Annotated in this window: 22 protein-coding genes; 18 read left to right on the top strand and 4 right to left on the bottom strand. The window is 34.8% G+C overall.

Annotated elements, in window-relative coordinates; all coding sequences use genetic code 11:
* Positions 1–14: 14 nt before the first annotated feature.
* Complete coding sequence (gene asnA, locus ACFSQS_RS12140) at positions 15–1,058, bottom strand: aspartate--ammonia ligase (RefSeq protein ID WP_388019167.1); 1,044 nt, start codon at positions 1,056–1,058, stop codon at positions 15–17.
* Between the two features lie 400 nt (positions 1,059–1,458).
* Here asnA and ACFSQS_RS12145 point away from each other — a divergent pair, with 400 nt between their 5' ends.
* Positions 1,459–2,007, top strand: coding sequence for a hypothetical protein (locus ACFSQS_RS12145; protein ID WP_388019170.1), 549 nt, complete (start codon positions 1,459–1,461; stop codon positions 2,005–2,007).
* Here the strand turns inward: ACFSQS_RS12145 and ACFSQS_RS12150 are convergent.
* Positions 2,004–2,687: a hypothetical protein gene (locus tag ACFSQS_RS12150; RefSeq protein WP_388019173.1), complete on the bottom strand. Its 684-nt coding sequence runs from the start codon at positions 2,685–2,687 to the stop codon at positions 2,004–2,006. The two genes, ACFSQS_RS12145 and ACFSQS_RS12150, sit on opposite strands and share 4 nt — an antisense overlap.
* A gap of 73 nt (positions 2,688–2,760) precedes the next feature.
* On the opposite strand from ACFSQS_RS12150, the gene ACFSQS_RS12155 reads away from it, so the two are divergent.
* The gene (locus ACFSQS_RS12155) at positions 2,761–3,684 is read left to right on the top strand and encodes an SPFH domain-containing protein (RefSeq protein WP_388019176.1); all 924 of its coding nucleotides are present in this window, start codon (positions 2,761–2,763) and stop codon (positions 3,682–3,684) included.
* A 123-nt stretch (positions 3,685–3,807) separates the two neighbouring features.
* Positions 3,808–4,299 (top strand): YdcF family protein, encoded by a 492-nt coding sequence (locus ACFSQS_RS12160; protein ID WP_388019179.1) that lies wholly within the window; start codon positions 3,808–3,810, stop codon positions 4,297–4,299.
* Here ACFSQS_RS12160 and ACFSQS_RS12165 read toward each other — a convergent pair.
* Complete coding sequence (locus ACFSQS_RS12165; protein ID WP_388019182.1) at positions 4,296–5,465, bottom strand: GNAT family N-acetyltransferase; 1,170 nt, start codon at positions 5,463–5,465, stop codon at positions 4,296–4,298. The genes ACFSQS_RS12160 and ACFSQS_RS12165 overlap by 4 nt on opposite strands.
* A 302-nt stretch (positions 5,466–5,767) precedes the next feature.
* Here ACFSQS_RS12165 and porW point away from each other — a divergent pair, with 302 nt between their 5' ends.
* The 10 genes from porW to atpG all read left to right on the top strand — a co-directional run bounded on the left by porW (position 5,768) and on the right by atpG (position 14,642).
* Positions 5,768–8,326, top strand: a complete 2,559-nt coding sequence (porW, locus tag ACFSQS_RS12170; protein ID WP_388019185.1) for a type IX secretion system periplasmic lipoprotein PorW/SprE — start codon at positions 5,768–5,770, stop codon at positions 8,324–8,326.
* Between the two features lie 11 nt (positions 8,327–8,337).
* The gene (locus tag ACFSQS_RS12175; protein WP_388019188.1) at positions 8,338–8,763 is read left to right on the top strand and encodes a bactofilin family protein; all 426 of its coding nucleotides are present in this window, start codon (positions 8,338–8,340) and stop codon (positions 8,761–8,763) included.
* Positions 8,717–8,968: an AtpZ/AtpI family protein gene (locus tag ACFSQS_RS12180; RefSeq protein WP_388019191.1), complete on the top strand. Its 252-nt coding sequence runs from the start codon at positions 8,717–8,719 to the stop codon at positions 8,966–8,968. Before ACFSQS_RS12175 ends, ACFSQS_RS12180 begins: the two co-directional genes overlap by 47 nt.
* On the top strand, positions 8,961–9,332 hold the full coding sequence (locus ACFSQS_RS12185) for a DUF6168 family protein (RefSeq protein WP_388019194.1): 372 nt from the start codon (positions 8,961–8,963) through the stop codon (positions 9,330–9,332). The genes ACFSQS_RS12180 and ACFSQS_RS12185 overlap by 8 nt, the downstream gene beginning before the upstream one ends.
* A gap of 139 nt (positions 9,333–9,471) precedes the next feature.
* Positions 9,472–10,584: a F0F1 ATP synthase subunit A gene (gene atpB / locus ACFSQS_RS12190; protein WP_388019197.1), complete on the top strand. Its 1,113-nt coding sequence runs from the start codon at positions 9,472–9,474 to the stop codon at positions 10,582–10,584.
* A gap of 87 nt (positions 10,585–10,671) precedes the next feature.
* Positions 10,672–10,860 (top strand): ATP synthase F0 subunit C, encoded by a 189-nt coding sequence (atpE, locus tag ACFSQS_RS12195; RefSeq protein WP_376892778.1) that lies wholly within the window; start codon positions 10,672–10,674, stop codon positions 10,858–10,860.
* Between the two features lie 96 nt (positions 10,861–10,956).
* The gene (locus ACFSQS_RS12200) at positions 10,957–11,457 is read left to right on the top strand and encodes a F0F1 ATP synthase subunit B (protein WP_388019201.1); all 501 of its coding nucleotides are present in this window, start codon (positions 10,957–10,959) and stop codon (positions 11,455–11,457) included.
* Positions 11,458–11,536: 79 nt separating this feature from the next.
* Complete coding sequence (gene atpH, locus ACFSQS_RS12205) at positions 11,537–12,073, top strand: ATP synthase F1 subunit delta (RefSeq protein ID WP_388019204.1); 537 nt, start codon at positions 11,537–11,539, stop codon at positions 12,071–12,073.
* 42 nt (positions 12,074–12,115) lie between these two features.
* Complete coding sequence (atpA, locus tag ACFSQS_RS12210) at positions 12,116–13,696, top strand: F0F1 ATP synthase subunit alpha (protein ID WP_388019207.1); 1,581 nt, start codon at positions 12,116–12,118, stop codon at positions 13,694–13,696.
* A gap of 85 nt (positions 13,697–13,781) precedes the next feature.
* Positions 13,782–14,642, top strand: coding sequence for an ATP synthase F1 subunit gamma (gene atpG, locus ACFSQS_RS12215; protein WP_388019210.1), 861 nt, complete (start codon positions 13,782–13,784; stop codon positions 14,640–14,642).
* 80 nt (positions 14,643–14,722) lie between these two features.
* On the opposite strand, the gene ACFSQS_RS12220 is transcribed toward atpG, so the two are convergent.
* Positions 14,723–15,187, bottom strand: a complete 465-nt coding sequence (locus ACFSQS_RS12220; protein WP_388019213.1) for a hypothetical protein — start codon at positions 15,185–15,187, stop codon at positions 14,723–14,725.
* A gap of 308 nt (positions 15,188–15,495) precedes the next feature.
* Here ACFSQS_RS12220 and ACFSQS_RS12225 point away from each other — a divergent pair, with 308 nt between their 5' ends.
* The 5 genes from ACFSQS_RS12225 (at position 15,496) to ACFSQS_RS12245 (ending at position 21,026) form a co-directional block, all read left to right on the top strand.
* Complete coding sequence (locus ACFSQS_RS12225) at positions 15,496–16,758, top strand: GAF domain-containing sensor histidine kinase (RefSeq protein ID WP_388019216.1); 1,263 nt, start codon at positions 15,496–15,498, stop codon at positions 16,756–16,758.
* Between the two features lie 115 nt (positions 16,759–16,873).
* Complete coding sequence (locus ACFSQS_RS12230) at positions 16,874–18,337, top strand: oligosaccharide flippase family protein (protein WP_388019219.1); 1,464 nt, start codon at positions 16,874–16,876, stop codon at positions 18,335–18,337.
* Between the two features lie 31 nt (positions 18,338–18,368).
* Positions 18,369–18,803, top strand: coding sequence for a dUTP diphosphatase (gene dut / locus ACFSQS_RS12235; protein WP_388019222.1), 435 nt, complete (start codon positions 18,369–18,371; stop codon positions 18,801–18,803).
* A 94-nt stretch (positions 18,804–18,897) separates the two neighbouring features.
* On the top strand, positions 18,898–20,259 hold the full coding sequence (locus ACFSQS_RS12240; RefSeq protein ID WP_388019225.1) for a tetratricopeptide repeat protein: 1,362 nt from the start codon (positions 18,898–18,900) through the stop codon (positions 20,257–20,259).
* Positions 20,259–21,026 (top strand): DUF4292 domain-containing protein, encoded by a 768-nt coding sequence (locus ACFSQS_RS12245; RefSeq protein WP_388019228.1) that lies wholly within the window; start codon positions 20,259–20,261, stop codon positions 21,024–21,026. Before ACFSQS_RS12240 ends, ACFSQS_RS12245 begins: the two co-directional genes overlap by 1 nt.

Raw genomic sequence — 21,026 nt, forward strand, 5'->3', positions numbered from 1 at the left:
TAAAAGCAAAAGCCCTATTTTAAGATAGGAATATTGGCTTGCTTGCATTTTTCAATCATTTCTTCGGGCCAAATGCTGGTTTGTATTTCGCCTATATGCGCTTTTTTCAAGAAAAACATACATAAACGCGATTGCCCAATGCCACCACCAATAGAAAGTGGTAATTCGTCATTAAGTAGCATTTTATGCCACATCAATTCTTTCCTGTCTTCTGCACCTTCAATTGCTAGTTGCTTATTTAAAGCGTCTTTATCAACACGAATCCCCATCGACGAAATTTCAAAAGCACGTTCAAGAACAGGGTTCCAAAGCAGGATATCGCCATTTAAGCCTTTATTTCCATCTCCGGTTTCTGTACTCCAGTCATCATAATCCGGGGCTCTTCCATCATGCTTTCGCCCTTCCGCAAGCTGTGCTCCAATTCCAATTATAAAAAGGGCGCCGTATTTTTTTGTAGCTTCGGTTTCTCTTTCATTAGGTGTAAGATCTGGATATTGTTCTGCCAATTCTTGCGTATGTATAAAAGTAATTTTTTTAGGGAGAACGGGTTTTAATTGCGGGTAATGTTCATATACAATGTATTCAACCCTTCTTAAAACGCTATAAATTTTGGTAACAACATATTTAAGAAAATCAATAGTTCTTTCTTCTTTGGAGACCACGCGCTCCCAGTCCCACTGATCTACATAAATAGAATGAATATTGGTAAATACTTCGTCGGGGCGAATGGCATTCATATCGGTATATACGCCATAACCGGTCTCTATGCTTAATTCGGCCAAAGCCAGTCTTTTCCATTTTGCAAGCGAATGCACAATTTCTGCTTCAGCATCATTCATCGATTTTATAGGAAAGCTAACAGGGCGCTCTATACCGCTTAAATCATCGTTAATTCCAGAGCCTTTTTTTACGAACAGAGGTGCTGTTATTCTTCTTAATCGTAATTCTGAAGATAAGCTAAGCTCAAAAAAGTCCTTTATCAATTTAATGGCTTGCTCTGTTTCTTGTATATTTAATTGCGGATAGTACCCTTTTGGGGTTTGTAATTTATAACCCATTGCGTTAACATTTAATTAGTTAATTAGCGATTTGCTGCTCGAATTTATATTTTGAGCAAAAATGCAATAAATAGAATCAATATCAAAACTGTGATGCGTGATAAATAAGCAAAAAAAATATCAGAATTTTGAGAATTAATCAAAATTGAAAAATTAAGTAAAGTTAAATTAGGCTAAATTTTAAAACAAAACCACAGCTCCTAAAACCAACGTGGTTTGGTTTACTTTAAATTTAAAAGTATTGAAAAAGCAAAATAATGCTTTTAAGTAAATTATAAAAACATTATTGAAGCGCTTTATTTCACTATATAAATTGCCACTTTTTTGTGCTTTCTAATTATTTAATTAATTTAGTGAAAACCAATATTCTTAACAGAATTGGTAACAATATTAAAAGTAAATGGAAAAAGACATCAAAAAAATTTTATTGATTGGACTAGGGCTTACTTTACTTTTTTTGACAATAGCTTTTTTGTTTTTTCAGAATTTGAATTTAAAACCAGAGCAGCTATTCCAATCCTACAAGTTTCAATTCGATGTATTGCAAACAATAATCGTTGGTTTTTTAATTGCAATAATCGGGCTTATTGTACCGCAATTACTCGCACGGGCCAAATATAATTTTGAGTTTTTAAAAGAAGGAAAAAAACTATTCAGCGAAGTAAAAACAGGAATTGATTATTTGCCTTACAAAATTCCTTTTTTAAATTTTAATGAGGCACTAACTTTAATAGAAAATCTGCATCAAAAAAAACATCTTGTCGATTTGTATGAAGATGATAAAGGAAGAAAATACAAAGATTACTTCAATCAATATAAGGCTTACGAAAAATTAACAGAAATTAGAGAATTGATAAAAACTGAAGAATTCAATAATGAAGAAAGTCAAATCGAAAAAATGGTAAAAATTGAGGGAATTTTAAAAAAACATACTTACAAAAAAAGCTAAAACAAAACCGCAGCTCCTAAAACCAGCATGGTCTGGTTTCCTTTAAATTTAAAAGTGTTGTCTGGAGCCTGCAAGTTTTCAGAATTTAATTTCTTTAAAATATTGGTAAACCCGTAAATATATTGAGCTTTCAGCTTAAAGTTTTTAATCCCAACTGTTGCACCAATAGCGCCATTAATATTAAATTGCGAAATATTGCTAATATCTTCGGCATTAAAATTAACATAATTATCAACAATATAGCCTTTTTTAGAGTTCTCCTTTAGTTCTAATTTTCCGTTGTATTGCAACATAGGCCCCAATTCTATAGTAAAATAATCAGGAATCACTTTTATGTGCATTAACATTGCCACTTGAGCGGCAAACATTTTATACGCAATAAATTCTTTAAACGAACTTACCAAGCTTGAACTGCCCATTATTTCTATGTTGTTCTCAGAGAGTTGCATGCCAAAACTAATATCGTACCATTGTAAAGGGATGTTAACGGTTGACGATAAGCCTCCCAAAAACCCGTTGGACGATTTGGTTGTAAAATTATCGGTAACAATATTAAACTGGGTAAGGCCGCCACCAATTCCAAAGCCATTTTGTATGGCGTAATTTCCTTTTTGCGAAAAACTATTTGTAACAAAACCTAGCGTTAGCACTACTAATAATGTAAGTTGTAGTTTTTTCATGGCTTATTTAGGGTTAAATGCCAAATATAGCTTAAATTAGTAATTCATTTTCTTAACAGTTAAAAAGATTTCCATGAACAATTTATTTTTTATTCCCATTATTCTTTTCGGATTAATCATATTAATCTCTGCATTTTTTATTGTTAAACAGCAAACCGCCGTAATTATTGAGCGCTTTGGTAAATTTCAAAGTATTCGCCAATCGGGTTTACAGCTAAAAATACCGTTAGTCGATAGAATTGCCGGCCGTTTAAGCCTAAAAATCCAGCAGCTCGATGTTATAATAGAAACCAAAACTTTGGACGATGTTTTTGTGCGCCTTAAAGTATCGGTACAATACAAAGTGATAAAAGACAAAGTTTATGATGCATTTTATAAACTCGATTATCCGCACGACCAAATAACAAGTTATGTATTTGACGTGGTGCGTGCCGAAGTGCCAAAAATGAAATTGGATGATGTGTTTGTTAAAAAAGACGATATCGCCTTAGCTGTAAAAGCCGAATTAAACGATGCTATGGTAGATTATGGTTTCGATATTATTAAAACATTGGTAACCGATATAGATCCGGATGCCCAAGTAAAAGAAGCGATGAATAGAATTAACGCTTCAGAGCGCGAAAAAATAGCAGCCCAGTTTGAAGGCGATGCAGCCCGTATTTTAATAGTTGAAAAAGCAAAAGCAGAAGCCGAAAGCAAACGTTTGCAGGGTCAAGGTATTGCAGATCAACGGCGCGAGATTGCCCGTGGTTTAGAAGAATCGGTAGAGGTTTTAAACCGTGTGGGCATTAACAGCCAAGAAGCATCGGCATTAATTGTGGTTACGCAGCACTACGATACTCTGCAATCCCTAGGCGAAGAAACCAACAGTAATTTAATTCTTTTACCCAATGCACCGCAGGCCGGTAGCAATATGCTTAATGATATGGTGGCTAGTTTTGCAGCGAGCAACCAAATTGGTGAAGCCATGAAAAATGCTAAAAAGAAAAACGAATAACATTTTTATAAAAACCAAGAGGCTGTCTTAAAAAAGAGTAATTTAATTATAATGTTGGCAAGACATTTATATTAATAACGATAATTACCTTATAAGAGAGCCTCTTTTCTGTTTGTTTAACTTATGAAAAAAAACGTTTTAATTGTTTTAGGTGCTCCAAATTCTCCTGATGGTAAGTTAAGTGTAATTTCTAAAAGCAGGTTAAACCATTGTGCAAGTATCTTTGCAAAAGAAAACCTTGTGCTTTGTACTGGCGGTTGGGGCGATCAATTTAACACATCCAATAAACCCCATGCTCAATATTGTAAAGCTTATTTAATTAAAAACGGGGTTTTGCGGCATGCGTTTTTAGATTTCGCGTTATCATCAAACACGGTTGATGATGCCGTTAAAATAAAGCCTATTGTTAAAGCATTAAACCAGGTGCGTTTAACCGTTATCACATCAGATTACCACCTAGAAAGAGTGAAGTTAATTTTTAATGAAATTTTAAAATCTTTTGAATTGAAGTATGTTGGGGTTAAATCTAATCTTAGTGAAGAGGCTTACAATAAATTAGTTTCACACGAAAAAAAAGCGGTAAAGTCTATTTTAGAAAATGGGCTGTACTACTAGGTCGAGTCTGGTTTAAACGGATGCCGTTCCTCCCATTTTCTTATCGGGTTCATGTATTTTACAATACATTTTAAAACGGTGTTGGCTATAAAACTATTGGTGTGCTTTAAATACACATACATGGTTTTGGGTTTTGCGCCAATGGAGCTTTTAATTTCCATGGCGGTTCTGGCATAAACAATGGTTTTAAAGCTATTTTCAATACCATAAAAAGCCATATTGTACAGCATGTTTAAATACATTTGATGCTTGCGCTGTAGGCTTTTATTATAGCCTAAAAAGTAGGTTTCTAAAATGTCGTTATTTAAAATCAAGGTGTAAAAACCAACTAATTGTTCGTTTAAAAAGAAACCAAAAACCTTAAATTTTTCGCCTAAACTAAGTTTTAAATTATAAAAATGGCTTTTGTGAAGTTTAAACGAATTAACGCCCGCATGGTCCGAAACTGTTTCGTATAACTCAAAAAGAGTTTCAGAATGTGCTTTAATATAAGCTTCGTTCAGTGCTTTGCACTTTAAACTTGATGCCTTTTTCCGGGCTGTTTTGTAACGTCTTTTGTATTTTTTGTTAAAAGACAATACGTAATCTTCTGGGGTTTTCCAACCGTCTAAAACCGAAAGCACCATATTGGGCTGTACCTGTACTTTATATAAATTGTTGGTTTTAAAAAACTCTGCGCTATTATGTATGGCATCGTTTTCAAAATAATCCTTAAAGGCTATAATGCGTATTTTTTTATTGAAATCAGATTTAATTTTAGCCCTTAAATGTTGTAGTGCTTTTTTTAGTTGGTTTAAAAATTCGCTTTGCGATATCTCAAGTGCATTAAAATAAATTCCGTGTTGCCCCGTATGCATTAAACTACCAACAATTAGTGCATTTCCCCTAATAATTTTAGAAACCAATTGTTTGGCTAATTGCTTAATTATGCTGTTTTTGTGGTTTCTAAAAATATCGTCGGCATACATTTCCACACGTTTTATAATGGCAATGCCAACTAATTTTTCGGCTTTAAAAACACCCAAATAGTACGATGTAATATTGCTTGGTAAAGATCGCTCTAGCCCTTTTAAAAATGCGGTATTTAAAAATATATCGTGTTCTGCAAGGGCATCCCAAGAGTTTGGCAGCTTATTAACGGTGTTATAAATGTTATAGTGTATCAAATATGAGAACTCCTAAAATAAGTTTATAGAATAGATCAAAGGTAATAATTTTATATGGTTACCTTATGCGGCAAAAACCGCTGGTTTTTAATTAAAACAAGCATTGGTTTTTGGCATTTGCTTTGTGTTTAACAAGCCATTTCGTTTCGCTAATAAGACGTTAAGTCCAAAAAGATGTTTATTTTTGCGACTGTTAGTGATAAGATTAAAGAACAAGTGCATTTATTTTTTCTTTTGTTTTGAACTTTCTAAATAATAATAACCGTACTTTTCAGTTATCTAATAGACTAAAAACCTGCCTTTTGAAAACGCCAATTAAAGCCATATTAGCTATAACATGTTCTGTTGTTTTAATAACGGGTTGCTCAAGAAAAAAAGACAACTTTGTTAGCCGAAACTACCACGCCGTTACTGCCGAATTTAATGCGCTTTACAACGGTTATCTGGCTTTAGAAGCGGGCAGAAATACTTTAAACGAAAGCTACGCCGATAATTATTGGGATATTCTGCCCATAGAGCGCATGCAAATTCAAGAAGAAGTTGTGTTGCCAGGGCAATTTAAAAACGAGAACTTTAATAGAGCCGAAGAAAAAGCGGTAAAAGCCATTCAAAAACACAGCATTAATATTAAGGGCAAAGAAAAAAATCCGCAAATAGACGAAGCATATTTGCTGCTGGGAAAAGCACGGTATTTCGATCAGCGTTTTGTGCCGGCACTTGCTGCTTTCAACAATATTCTCAATAAATACCCAACCAGCGATAAAATAAATCAAGTTAAAATTTGGCGCGAAAAAGCAAATATCCGCTTAGAAAACAATGAAGTTGCCATAAAAAAACTAAAGCGATTATTATACGAAGAAGAGCTTGAAGACCAAGACTTGGCCGATGCCACTTCTATTTTGGCCCAGGCCTATTTAAACACCAAATCTGTTGATAGCGCCATTACACAATTAACAATTGCCGCAAATGCTACAAAAAGCAACGACGAGCGCGGGCGATACCGCTTTATACAAGGGCAACTCTATAACAAATTGGGTTTTAAAGACAGCGCAAATATAGCTTTCGATAAAGTAATCGAGCTTAATAGAAAAACACCTCGAATTTATTTGATAAGCGCCCATATTGAAAAAATAAAAAATTTCGATTACGAAAATGGCGATAAACGGGCACTTTTAGAACACCTCACAGCACTTGAAGAAAACCGAGAAAACAGACCTTATTTAGATAAGATTTACCATCAAATTGCCGAGTATCATTTAATTAATGAATCCGATTCTTTGGCAGTGAACTATTACAACAAATCGCTGCGCACAAACTCGCAAGACAAGCTTTTAAGAGCAAAAAACTACCAAACCCTTGGCGACATGAATTTTGATACATCCATGTACGAAACCGCAGGTAGTTATTACGATAGCACCATGGCCAATTTGGTGTTAAACTCTAAACCATACCGTGTTACAAAACGAAAACGCGATAATTTAGACGACGTTATCTATTACGAAAACATAGCCCGTGTAAACGACAGTGTTTTGCAATTGGTAAACTTCTCTGAAACCGAACGATTGGAATATTTCGAGTCTTTTGTAGAAACTTTAAAAGCTAAAGACGAAGAAGAAAAAGAAAAAGCCGGTACCGCAGCGCGCAACACCGGATTGGCAATGGTAAACAATAAAATTGGTGGGCAAATACAAAATAGCGCAAAACCAAACCAAGCAACTTTGTTTTATTTTTACAATCCAACCACGGTAGCTTATGGTAAAAACGAGTTTATTAAAATATGGGGCGACAGGGTTTTAGAAGATAACTGGCGATGGTCCAACAAAACAACTTCAAAATCAGGTAACAAGGGGCCAGATATTAATATTGCAGATTTAGCTTCAGATGAAGAACGCTTTAATCCGCAGTATTATATATCTAAAATTCCTTCCGAAGAAAAAGTGATCGACAGCATTTCAAAAGAACGCAATTTCGCCTATTATCAATTAGGACTTATTTACAAAGAAAAATTTGCTGCATATAATTTATCAAAAAACAAGTTCCAAAGTTTATTAAATAGCAATCCGGAGCAACGATTAATATTGCCAACAAAATATAATTTATATAAGATTTATGAATTATTAGGCGAAAACGACGAAGCATCAATCGCTAAAAACGAGATTATTACCCAGTACCCAGAATCGCGTTACGCGTCTATCTTGAACAACCCCGACCTAGCCGATTTAAAAGACAAAAATAGCCCTGAGTTTATATATGAAACCTTATATGCACAACACGAAAATCAAGAATATTCAGACGTTATATCAAAATGCGAAACCTATATCAATGCTTTTGATGGCGACCCCATTGTGCCTAAATTAGAACTTTTAAAAGCCACTGCAACAGGTAGGTTATTAGGCTTTAACGCTTATAAAAAAGCCATTAATTACGTAGCCATAACCTTTGCAAATACAGACCAGGGCAAGCAGGCGCAAAAGATAGAATCTGAGATTTTACCAAAATTGGCTAGTACAGATTTTGTTGAAGCAACAAACGATAGCTCAACCCATTTTAAGGTTGTTTATAAATTTGAAAAAGCCGAATTAGAACAGGTTAGCGGTTTTAAAAAAAACTTGGACACCATTATAAAAAACATAAAATATCATAAACTAAAAACATCGGTTGATGTTTACAGCCCAAGCGTAAAGCTTGTTATAGTGCATGGTTTAAAAAATGCTCAACTTGCAAAAACATTCGATCAATTATTAACCAAAGCAGACCAAAAACAAATTAACAAGCCCTATTTTGCAATATCATCGGCAAACTATCAAATCGTTCAAATTCATAAAAATCTAGACACATATTTAAGCCTCAATAATAACTAAATTTAAACATTATGTTCTCTGATAATAAAAAAGATAAAAATATGGTAGAAGGAACATCCAATCAAAACATTATATCTCAAGGCACTAAAATTGTTGGCGACTTTAATAGCGAAGGCGATTTTAGAGTAGATGGGATTATAGAAGGCAACATAAAAACCACAGGAAAAGTAGTTGTGGGAAAAGCTGGTTTTATAAAAGGCACCCTGCAAGGCACCGATGCTTATTTTGAAGGGAAGTTCTCAGGAAAACTAGCCTTATCAGGTACACTTACATTAAAAACCGCCGCCCACATAGAAGGCGAGGTAATTGTAGGCAAACTAGCGGTTGAGCCCGGGGCAACATTTAATGTAACCTGTGCTATGAAAGGCACTGTAAAAGAAACCAGCAAAAGTGGCCCACAAGAACAAAAACAGCCCGAAACCAAAAAAAACGCCTAATAAGTACATCCGTTTTACATCTATGGCCATTCAAATGGGTTTAACCATATATTTAGGTAGTAAATTAGGCGAGTGGCTAGATGTAAAATTTAACAATAGCAATCAATTATACTTCAAAATAGTATCTCTAATAGCGGTTTTCATGGCTATATTTTCGGTGATATATCAAGTATTAAAACTAACAAATAAAGATTCTGATGACTAAACGTATTTTAATAATGCTCGCAGTGCTATTGTTGCTGTTTGTGTTAAGCTACTCCATACATAATACCCTTATAAGTACAGATTTAAGCTTTTCATTATTTCATGTGTATCTGTTTCATGTTATTGCGGTTGCTATAATTTATGCAACAGTAGAATTTGTTGCCGAAAACCTGCCCACCCAAGCGGGAAACGCCTATTTGGTGCTTATGTGTTTTAAAATAGGGATATTCTTGTTAATATTTAAAACCGCTGTTTTTGAAAACGATGCATTAACTATGCCAGAGCGCATAGCACTGGTGGTGCCTTTGTTTGTTTTTTTAATTACCGAAGCTATTGCAGTAGCAAAGTTGTTAAATAGCAAATAGTTAATATATTGTTCTAATCTTTTCTCGAATTTGCCAAAAACTAAAAAAGTTAAATAAAAAAGGGGTTTGGTTTTTTAAATTATTGCTTACATTTGCACAAAATTTTTGGATAGCATAATTATTATTAGTTAGAAAAGATATGGTGGTAGCAAAAAAATCTATCAAGTTTTTAGTAGCATTCGTTTTGGCATTAACATCTTTTACAGCACTAGCTCAAGATGAAACTGTTGAAAATAATTTAATAGATTCGCCAGACGAGATAGGAGCATATATAGCACATCACCTTAAAGATGCACACGACTTTCATTTGTTTACCAATAATAAAACCGGTGTTCATTACGGTTTCCCACTGCCAGTTATTGTCTGGACCAGCAATGGGTTGAAAACATTTATGTCTTCAGCTTTTCATCATGACGATTACGGAAAAGTAATTGTCGAAGCTGGCGATACAAAACTGGTAAAATACCATTCTAAAATTTACGAATTGGACGATGCTGCAACAGCGCTTAATTTTGATGCAGACAAGCACCCAACAAATGCTAAAAAAGTAATCGATTTTTCTATTACAAAAAGTGTTTTTGGTATGTTGTTAACAGGCTTGCTTATGCTATTGGGCTTCGGAGCGCTAGCGCGCGGATATAAAAAAGGAAAAACCATCCCAAAAGGGTTCTCAAGAGTATTAGAGCCTTTGGTTATTTATGTTCGCGACGAAATTGCACGTCCAAATATTGGCGAGAAAAAGTACCGTAAATTTATGGGCTTTTTGTTAACCGTGTTTTTCTTTATCTGGATTTTAAATATGTTAGGGTTAACGCCACTAGGTTTTAACGTAACCGGCCAAATAGCCGTAACAGCTTGTCTAGCCATTTTTACTATGGTTATATATTTGGTAAGCGGCACAAAATATTTTTGGGCGCACACCTTATGGATGCCTGGTGTACCGCATGTTTTAAGGCCCATTTTAGCAGTTATAGAGTTGGTAGGCTTTGTTTTGATCAAGCCGTTTTCGTTATTGTTGCGTTTATTTGCGAACATAACCGCAGGTCACTTTATAGTAATGAGCTTAATAGCGTTAATGGTTACCCTTAAAGCCTCTTTTGGGCCGGTGGTGTCCACGGGAATGTCGTTAGTGTTGGCGTTATTTATTATGCTTATCGAGATTTTGGTAGCCTTTTTACAGGCCTTTATCTTTACAATGCTATCGTCTCTGTTTATTGGCATGGCTGTTGAAGAGCACCACGAAGCACACTAAATAAAATTAATACCATAGGACGTAAAAAATCCTGCAGGTACAACAAAGAAGAATTTGTTTAATTAATATTTATAAAACCAAATTAGTATGTACAATTTAATTGGAGCAGGATTAATCGTAATCGGTGGAGGTTATGGTCTAGGTCAAATTGGATCAAAAGCAATGGAAAGTATTGCTCGCCAACCAGAAGCAGCTGGAAAAATTCAAACAGCGATGATTATCATCGGAGCCTTATTGGAAGGTTTGGCATTCGGTGCGTTAATCTTAGGGAAATAAGAATTTCCTAGAAAAAATGAAGCAGTTTTCTGCAACGGTTGGTTGCAGAAACTGTTTTAAATTAAACAAAAAAAGAATTTTAGTAATCTATATAGTATGGAAACTTTATTAAACGATTTTTCGGTAGGATTATTTGCTATGCAAGCTGCTATCTTAGTAATATTAATAGTATTAATGAGAAAATTTGCATGGAAACCAATTTTAGATGCTCTACAATCTAGAGAAGAAGGCATACAAAACGCCTTAGATTCTGCAGAGAAAGCAAAATTAGAGATGGAGAATCTTACTGCATCAAACGAGAAACTACTTCAAGAAGCCCGCATAGAAAGAGATGGCATATTAAAAGAAGCCCGCGAAATGAAAGACAACATGATCGCAACAGCAAAAGAAGAGGCTCAGGCACAAGTAGATTCCATGATCGCGCAAGCTCAAGAAGCAATTGTAATTGAGAAAAAAGCAGCCTTGGCCGAATTAAAGAGCCATGTGGCCAGTATTTCTATAGAAATGTCTGAAAAAGTAATGCAGCAAGAATTGTCTAACAAAGACAAGCAACTAGCATTAGTGAACACCATGTTGAGCGAAGCGAAATTTAATTAAGTATATAACCAAAAAACATAGCCTTTTAACGTTTTAACCATTTAAAACAACTTAAAGATTATTAATAGCACAGGAAACTATGGCAGGAGCAAGAGCAGCAATACGCTATGCAAAAGCGGTTTTAAGTTTAGCAAACGATTCGAATACAGCAGAAACTGTATGTAAAGACATGAAGCTCTTTGCTAAAACCATCGCACAAAACAAAGACTTAAGCAATATGCTTAAAAGTCCCGTTGTTGGTGCAGCTATAAAGAAATCGGCTTTATTGGAAATTTTTAAAAAGGCTAATGCACTATCGGTTAATTTAATAGATATCTTAACGGCCAATAAGCGCTTAGCTTTATTAGAGTCTGTAGCCTTAGAATACATAAAGTTATACGACGCACAAAGAGGAATGCAGTTGGCAACGGTTACTACTGCGGTCGCTTTAACCGATCAATTAAAAACCAAAGTACTGGCTAAAGTAAAAGAACTAACCGGAAAAAGTGCAGAAATAGAAAATATTGTAGATCAAAGCATTATAGGTGGTTTTGTGTTAAGGGTAGGAGATGTTCAGTACGATGCGAGCATTTCAAATAAACTCAACCAACTAAAAAGAGAATTTACGTTAAATTAAAATAATTCAGGATACTGAGTTCTGAATTCCAAATTAATAAAGATGGCAGAAGTAAAACCAGCTGAAATATCAGCAATCTTAAAACAACAACTTTCAGGTTTTGAAGCAGGCGCTTCACTAGACGAAGTAGGAACCGTATTAACAGTAGGTGATGGTATTGTACGTGCTTACGGATTATCTAACGCCCAATACGGTGAGTTAGCAGAATTTGAAGGCGGTCTTGAAGGCATTATCCTTAATCTAGAAGAAGATAACGTAGGTATTGTATTACTAGGGCACTCTAAAGCCGTTGTAGAAGGATCCACGGTTAAGCGTACAGGACGTATCGCATCTATTAATGTAGGCGAAGGTATTGTTGGTCGTGTTGTAGATACACTTGGTTTACCAATAGACGGTAAAGGCCCAATAACTGGCGAAACATACCAAATGCCATTAGAGCGTAAAGCCCCTGGCGTTATCTATCGTGAGCCAGTTACCGAACCATTGCAAACAGGTATAAAATCCATCGACGCCATGATACCCGTAGGTAGAGGGCAGCGTGAGTTGGTTATTGGCGATAGGCAAACAGGTAAAACAACCGTTTGTATCGATACCATTTTAAATCAAAAAGAATTTTACGATGCAGGCGAGCCTGTATATTGTATATATGTTGCAGTAGGCCAAAAAGCATCTACGGTAGCAAACATTGCCAAGGTTCTGGAAGAAAGAGGAGCATTGGCTTACACAACAATAGTGGCAGCAAACGCATCAGATCCTGCACCAATGCAAGTATATGCACCTATGGCAGGAGCTGCAATTGGAGAGTATTTTAGAGATACGGGGCGTCCAGCCTTAATTATTTATGATGATTTATCTAAACAAGCAGTAGCTTACCGCGAGGTGTCTTTATTATTACGTCGCCCACCAGGACGTGAGGCGTATCCAGGAGACGTTTTCTATCTGCACTCGCGTTTACTAGAGCGTTCTGCAAAAATAATTAATGATGATGCTATTGCTAAAGAAATGAACGATTTACCAGATAGCTTAAAGCCCATGGTAAAAGGTGGAGGTTCGTTAACAGCATTACCAATTATTGAAACACAGGCAGGAGACGTATCGGCATATATTCCAACAAACGTAATTTCTATTACCGATGGGCAGATTTTCTTGGATGGAGATTTATTTAACTCTGGTGTTCGTCCGGCAATTAACGTAGGTATATCGGTATCGCGTGTTGGTGGTAACGCACAGATAAAATCCATGAAAAAGGTATCTGGTACACTAAAATTAGATCAAGCGCAATTCCGCGAGTTAGAAGCTTTCGCTAAGTTTGGGTCTGATTTAGATGCCGTTACTTTAAACGTAATCGAAAAAGGTAAGCGTAACGTTGAGATTTTAAAACAAGCACAAAACGATCCGTTCACAGTTGAAGACCAAGTAGCCATTATTTACGCGGGGTCTAAAAACTTATTGAAAGATGTTCCTGTTGAAAAAGTAAAAGAATTCGAGCGCGATTATATTGAATTCTTAAACGCAAAACACAGAGATGTTTTAGATACTTTAAAGGCAGGTAAATTAACTGATGAAGTTACAGATACATTAACCGCTGTAGCTAAAGATTTATCAGGGAAGTATAGAGCATAGTTGTCATTCCTGCGAAGGCAGGAATCTCATGTTTTGAAGTTCAATTAAAATAGATTCCTGCCTTCGCAGGAATGACAAAAATAGAATGGCAAATCTAAAAGAAATACGTAACAGAATATCATCGGTATCTTCAACCATGCAGATTACCAGTGCCATGAAAATGGTATCGGCTGCAAAGTTAAAGAAAGCGCAAGATGCTATTACCGCAATGCGTCCGTATGCAGATAAATTAACCGAGCTTTTACAAACTCTAAGTGCGACTTTAGATGCAAATTCCGGAAGTAAATTTTCAACCCAGCGCGATGTCAATAAAGTATTGGTTGTTGCCATTACTTCAAACAGAGGACTGTGCGGAGCGTTTAACTCTAACATTATAAAACAAACCCAAAACCTAATAACTAATGTTTATGCAGATAAAAGCGTATCTGTATTCGCTATAGGTAAAAAGGCCAATGATGCCTTTACAAAGCAAAACCTGGTTATTGCTAATAAAAGCGAGGTTTTTGATGATTTAACTTTCAATAATGTTTCAGAAATAGCTGAAACTTTGATGGATAAATTTGTTTCGGGTGAGTTCGATAAAATCGAAATTGTTTACAATAAATTTAAAAATGCGGCGACTCAAATTGTAATAACCGAGCAATTTTTGCCAATACTCCCCATTGAAGGCGATGTAAATACCAGTACCGATTATATTTTTGAGCCCTCAAAAGCCGAAATTGTAGAACAGCTTATCCCTAAGTCATTAAAAACACAATTGTATAAAGGTATTAGAGACTCTTTTGCTTCTGAGCACGGTGCAAGAATGACGGCAATGCACAAAGCAACAGATAATGCCACAGAGTTAAGAGACCAGCTTAAATTAACTTACAACAAAGCACGACAAGCAGCAATTACCAACGAAATCCTAGAAATTGTTGGTGGTGCAGAGGCTTTGAATAATTAAAGCACGATTTTTTAAATTACAATATTATAAACCTTTCATTAACATTTAATGAGAGGTTTTTTATTGCTGTTTGGTTTTTATCAACACTTATCGCTTGCCAGTGTGCAACGTTTAAGCCCGTGTTTTTTTACAAGGCTACACCATTTTCCAGTCTTGCTCTTACAGTAATCATTCTTCAGCACATCATCTACCTCGTGGCAGCATTTGTCATTGCTTAAAGCGAGAAACCCTATTTCTTTTGCTAGTGCTATTGCATTTGCTGCTTTATGCCCAACATCTTCTACGGTACAGGCAAACAATTCCCGTATTGTAACTTCTCCTGCATCAATCACCAAGTTTTTTAGAATCTCGAATACCTTGCTATTTGGTGCGGCATCTTCAAGGCTTTCATAAAGTTCGCTATCCGATACTCCCCTACACTTGCATCCAGAATTAGTAGTATTACCCGATTGCACATTGTTTGCTGTGTAAGCTACTTTTTCCTCTACCTGTTGAAGGCGCACCGTCAATTTTCCAATGTCTTTCCCTATTTTGTACTTTCCCATAATTATAAATTTGTTTAAATAAAAAGTGTTACCATATTTTTTGAAGAGGAAGCCAAGGCTAGATTATGAGGAATTTAGTAACTCTTAAAAATACTAAAAATATATTAATAAATAAAATAACTATTTGATTATTAAGTGTTTAAAAACCGTTATTTAGTTTCGCACATTTTTGGTTTACACATTTATATTTTTCAAAAATCTAGTATTTGCAGTAGTTTTAAGCTTTTTTTAAATACTTGTAAGTGCTTGTAAACAAGTATTGTTTTAAAAAAAATTCAGTAAATTTGTAATAAACATTAAGACCACCTTTGGGAAAAGCTACAATTATAGAGCGCCAAATGCGTTTTCAGGAATTATTAATTCAAATTTCTACAACGTATATTAATTCCGATTTATCAGACATAGACCATTTAATTAACACCTCTTTAAAGCAAATTGGCCAGTTTGTAGGGGCAGATCGCAGTTACATATTTTCTTATAATTTTAACAATAACACAACATCAAACTCTTACGAGTGGTGCGCCAATGGTATAAAGCCCGAAATACATAACCTACAAGATGTTCCTTTAAGCCATATACCACAATGGTTGGATGCCCATAAAAAAAACGAACCCTTTTATGTAGAAAATGTAAGCCTATTACCTAGAGATGGTGAGTTTGGTTTGCGTGCTATATTAGAGCCTCAAGGCGTTAAAAGCTTAATTACCATACCAAAAATTAATAATAACGAACTTATTGGTTTTATTGGTTTTGATTCGGTTAAAAAGTTAAATACTTATACTAATAACGAAAAAGAAATATTGTTTGTTTACGCCAACATGTTGGTTAATGTAATTAAGCGCAAAGAAAACGAAGAACATATTCAAGAACAAGAAAGGAAGAAAGAAGAATTGCTTTTGGACTTGTCTGAAAAAAACAAGCAACTTAATGAGTATGCCCATGCAGTTTCGCACGATTTAAAAGCACCATTAACCAATGTACATACCTTAGTGAGTTGGTTTTTAGACGAAAATAAAGAACAATTATCGCCAAAAGTGCTAGATAACTTTAAAATGGTACTTTCTAATGTAGAAAAAATGGACTTATTAATTAAAGGCATTTTAGATTACTCTACTATTGATAGGTTAGAATCTCAGGAAATTAAGGTAAATTTAAACCAGCTTGTTAACGAGGTTATAAAAACCATTTTTGTACCAGATCATATTACCATAAATATACAAAACACTTTACCCAATTTAATAGGAAACAACTGGCGTTTTAGGCAAGTGTTTCAAAACTTAATAACTAACGCTATTAATTACAACAATAAACCCAAAGGAGTAATTAATATAGGCTGTACCAACAAAGACAACCATTATAAGTTTTATGTACAAGATAACGGTGCTGGTATTAAAGCCGAATACTTTGAGCGTATTTTTAAAGCATTTAATAAGTTACATAACACCGGCTCCAACTCGGGTATTGGATTATCTATAGTTAAAAAAATTATTAGCCATTATAAAGGTGAAATTTGGGTTGAAAGTGAAGTTGGAAAAGGCAGTACATTTTATTTTACCTTGTTAAAAAAGTAAAAAGCTTAAAACTATAATTAAACCTACGTGGTCTTACCCAAGTGCAACACCGCAATAATATATCTTTGGTTTACGTTAGCTAAAAACGTATTTTTAGCCCTTAAATAATCCATAGTTGAGCGCACTCAAATCACTTTTTAAACAAACATTTATTTACGGATTAGCCACAGTGCTACCCAGAATGTTAAGCTTTTTGTTGGTGCCTCTTTACACTACAGATGGCGTGCTATCTTCGGTAGCAGAATACGGTAGAGTCAATATTATTTTTTCATACTTTGTTATTTTCAATGTTATTTTAGCCTACGGAATGGAAACCGCTTTTTTTAGATTCTTTAACAAAGAAGAAGATAAAAACAGTGTTATCGGTACATCTGCAATGTCTTTAATAATATCGTCAATAGGGTTTTTTATATTGGCATTATTGTTACAAAACCAAATCGCTTCATTTATTGACATAGATGCAAAATACATCAATCTGGTTATTTGGATTTTATTATTAGACGCCTTGGTAATTATCCCTTTTGCTTGGTTAAGGGCAACACAGCAACCCATGCGTTATGCCATTATTAAAATACTTAATGTTACTATTAATTTAGTATTAAACCTGTTCTTTTTACTAGCTTTAAAAAATTTGGCAACAAATGGATCTTTATTTGAAAGTATATATAAACCAAATTTCGAAATCAGTTATATATTTATAGCAAACTTGGTTGCCAGTGCAGTAACCCTAATACTAATGCTCTCGTTTTATGCCAAAGTTAAATACGTGTTTAATGCTGCGTTGTGGAAAAAAATGTTTCGCTATGCGTACCCCGTTTTAATTGCGGGCGTTGCATTTTCTATAAATGAAACTTTTGATAGAATTTTATTGAAAGAATTATTACCACCCGATATTGCTGAAACCAAAATAGGCATGTATTCGGCTTGCTACAAAATTGCGTTGTTTATGACATTATTTGCAACCGCATACAGATTAGGGATTGAACCCTTCTTTTTTAGCCATGCCAAAAGCGAAAACCCTCAAAAAAATTACGCCAGAATACTAGAGTTTTTTGTGGCCATTGGCTCGGTTATTTTATTAACAGTAGTTGTTTTTTCAGATATTTTGAAAATTTTTATCGTTCGAAGCGAAGCGTATTGGGAAGCCATGTGGGTGGTGCCTATTATATTAATTGCAAACTTTTGCTTAGGTATATATCATAACCTATCGGTTTGGTATAAAATAACCGATAAAACCAAATTTGGAGCTTACATATCCATTGTTGGCGCCGTTGTAACCCTTATTATTAACATGGTTTTTATTAAAGAATATAACTATAAAGCTTCTGCAATTGCAACCTTGGTGGCTTATGCGTTAATGATTCTCCTATCTTATTATTATGGCAGAAAATATTATCCAATTCCATATAATCTAAAAAAAATAGGGCTGTATTTGGTGCTTTCAATTGGCTTCTCTTTAGTTTCATTTTATCAATTTAGAGAAAATTATAGTGTCGGAATAGCATTGTTAATCGTATTTTTGACAATCATATACATATCAGAAAAAAATCAAATCAAACAATTATTAAAACTAAAATAGCTTCTTCCCTTTGGGAAGACGGAATATGGGAATGAAAATTAAAATAACAAACAAATCCAGTCACAATTTACCGCACTACCAAACCATAGCCTCGGCAGGCATGGATTTACGTGCAAATATTTCAGAATCCAGAACCTTAAAACCCTTAGAGCGCAGTATTGTTGGCACGGGTTTATTTGTAGAACTGCCTATTGGTTTTGAAGCACAAGTACGGCCGCGTAGCGGATTGGCAGCAAAAAAAGGCATTACTGTTTTAAATGCCCCAGGTACCATTGATGCCGATTACAGAGGCGAAATTGGCGTGATTCTTGTAAATTTATCAAATGAAGATTTTGTAATAAATAACGGCGAGCGCATTGCACAATTAGTAATAGCAAAACACGAACGCGCTGAATGGGAACAGGTAGAAATACTTTCTGATACCGATAGAGGTTCAGGAGGTTTTGGAAGCACAGGAACAAAGTAATACGTTCTTGCAAAAGCAGGAATCTTATAAATTATACTTTGGTACGCAATTTGAAACACCATAATATGCTAAGCGAAGTCTAAGCATCTTTCTTATGAAAAAACAAATTTACATATTGGTTTTCTTTTTCGGACTGTTTCTCTTTCCGCAGGTAAATTATGCCCAAGTCGATTTTAACACAAAACCAGATGACGATTTAGGCAATGTAGATGATGAATTCCAGGAATTGTTCTACGAAGCTTTAAAACAAAAAGGTATCGAGAATTACGACCGCTCGGTCGAAGCGCTCTTAAAATGCATCGAAATAGATAATTCCGTACCCGTTTTATACTTCGAATTGGGTAAAAACTACAACAAGCTTAAAAACTTTGGAGCCGCCGAAGACGCGTTTAAAAAAGCTGTAAAAATAGAACCCGCAAACGAGTGGTTTTTAGACGAGCTTTATGGTTTTTATGCACAACAGAATGATTATGATAAAGCTATAAAAACAGTAAGGCAACTGGTAAAATACCACCCCGATTATAAAGAAGATTTGGCATCGCTTTACCTACGTACAAAAAAGTACAACGACGCTCTAAAAATTTTAGACGAATTGGATGCTGAGTTTGGCATATCAGTATCCAGAGACCTTATGCGCAATAAAATTTACCAAGCAACCGGACGCAAAAAAGACCAGATTAAAAACTTAGAATCGCGCGTAGAGAACAACCCGGAAAAAGAATCGAACTATTTAGCGCTTATTTTCCGCTACAGCGAAAACAACAACAAAGAAAAAGCGTTTGAAACTGCCAAGGAACTGCTTAAAATAAATCCGAATTCGCAACTCGTGCATTTAGCTTTATACAAGTTTTATTTAGATGATAACGATACTGAAAAAGCTATTGAATCTATGAAAATAGTTTTAAAAAGCAGTCAAATAAAACCAGATGCAAAACTAAAAGTGTTATCAGATTTTGTGAATTTTGTTCGGCATAATCCTGAATATGAAGCAGATTTAGTTGAGGCAACTACGCTTGTTGGCGATAAGCAAAATGCGAAAACCTTGGTTGAATTGGCACAGTATTATTTAAAAAAAGGCGATAAAACAAAAGCCTTAAGATATTATGAAGACGCTTTAGCTTTAGAGGCTAATAACTTTCAAATTTTACGTAATGTGCTGTTGCTTTATATCGATTTAAAACAATTTAATTTAGCTTCAGAAAAAAGCAGTAAAGCCCTAGAAAAATATCCGTCGCAACCCATATTTTATTTAATAAACGGCGTGGCTTTTAACGGCCTTAATCAACCCAAAAAAGCCGCCGAAATCTTAGAATCAGGAATCGATTATATTATTGAAGACACTAAAATGGAAGCCGACTTTTACAAACAGTTAAGTAAAGCTTATTCGGCCTTAAACAATACAGAAAAAGCCAAAACGTTTAGTGATAAGGCAAAACAATTAGAAACCCCAAATTAATGCAAAAACAAACTTATATTATTTTTACGCTTCTTACCTTGTTTGCTTTTAGCTGTAAACCTGGTAAAGCAATTAGTGCCGGCAACGCAAACTACAGCTTATCTACAAGGCAGCTAATAAAGGAAAACGCAAAACAAGCAGCTAACTTTAAAACGCTACAAGCAAAACTAAAAATAAGCTATTATAAAAACCAAAAAGAGCAAACCCATACGGTTTCTTTTAGAGCGAAAAAGGATGAGGTCTTATGGATAAGTGCCACTTTTTCGGTTATTAGAGCCAAAGTTACACCAGAAAAAGTTAGTTTTTATAACAAGCTGGATAATACCTATTTTGAAGGCGATTACGAATATTTAAGTGAATTGTTGGGTACAGAATTAGATTATCAAAAAGTTCAAAATTTATTATTTGGCGAGGCATTGTTTAGCTTAAAAAATGATGCTTACAAATCCAGTATTGATGATAATGTTTATATACTTCAGCCAAAAAAGCAACGCGAGCTTTTTGAGATTTTCTTTCTGTTGGACCCATCGCATTTTAAATTAACATCGCAACAAATATGGCAGCCAAAAGAGCGCAGAATGCTTCAAATAGATTATGTATCGTATCAAAAAGTTGGAAGCCAAAAATTGCCTCAGTACGTAAAAATTAATGCAGCCGAAGCGACTCAAGAAACTATTATACAACTAGAATTTAAAAATGTATCGTTAAACGAAGACCTGCGTTTTCCGTTTAAAATACCATCTGGATTTAAAGAAATTAAGATTTAA

Source organism: Gelatiniphilus marinus (assembly GCF_042684345.1).
GTDB lineage: Bacteria > Bacteroidota > Bacteroidia > Flavobacteriales > Flavobacteriaceae > Gelatiniphilus > Gelatiniphilus marinus.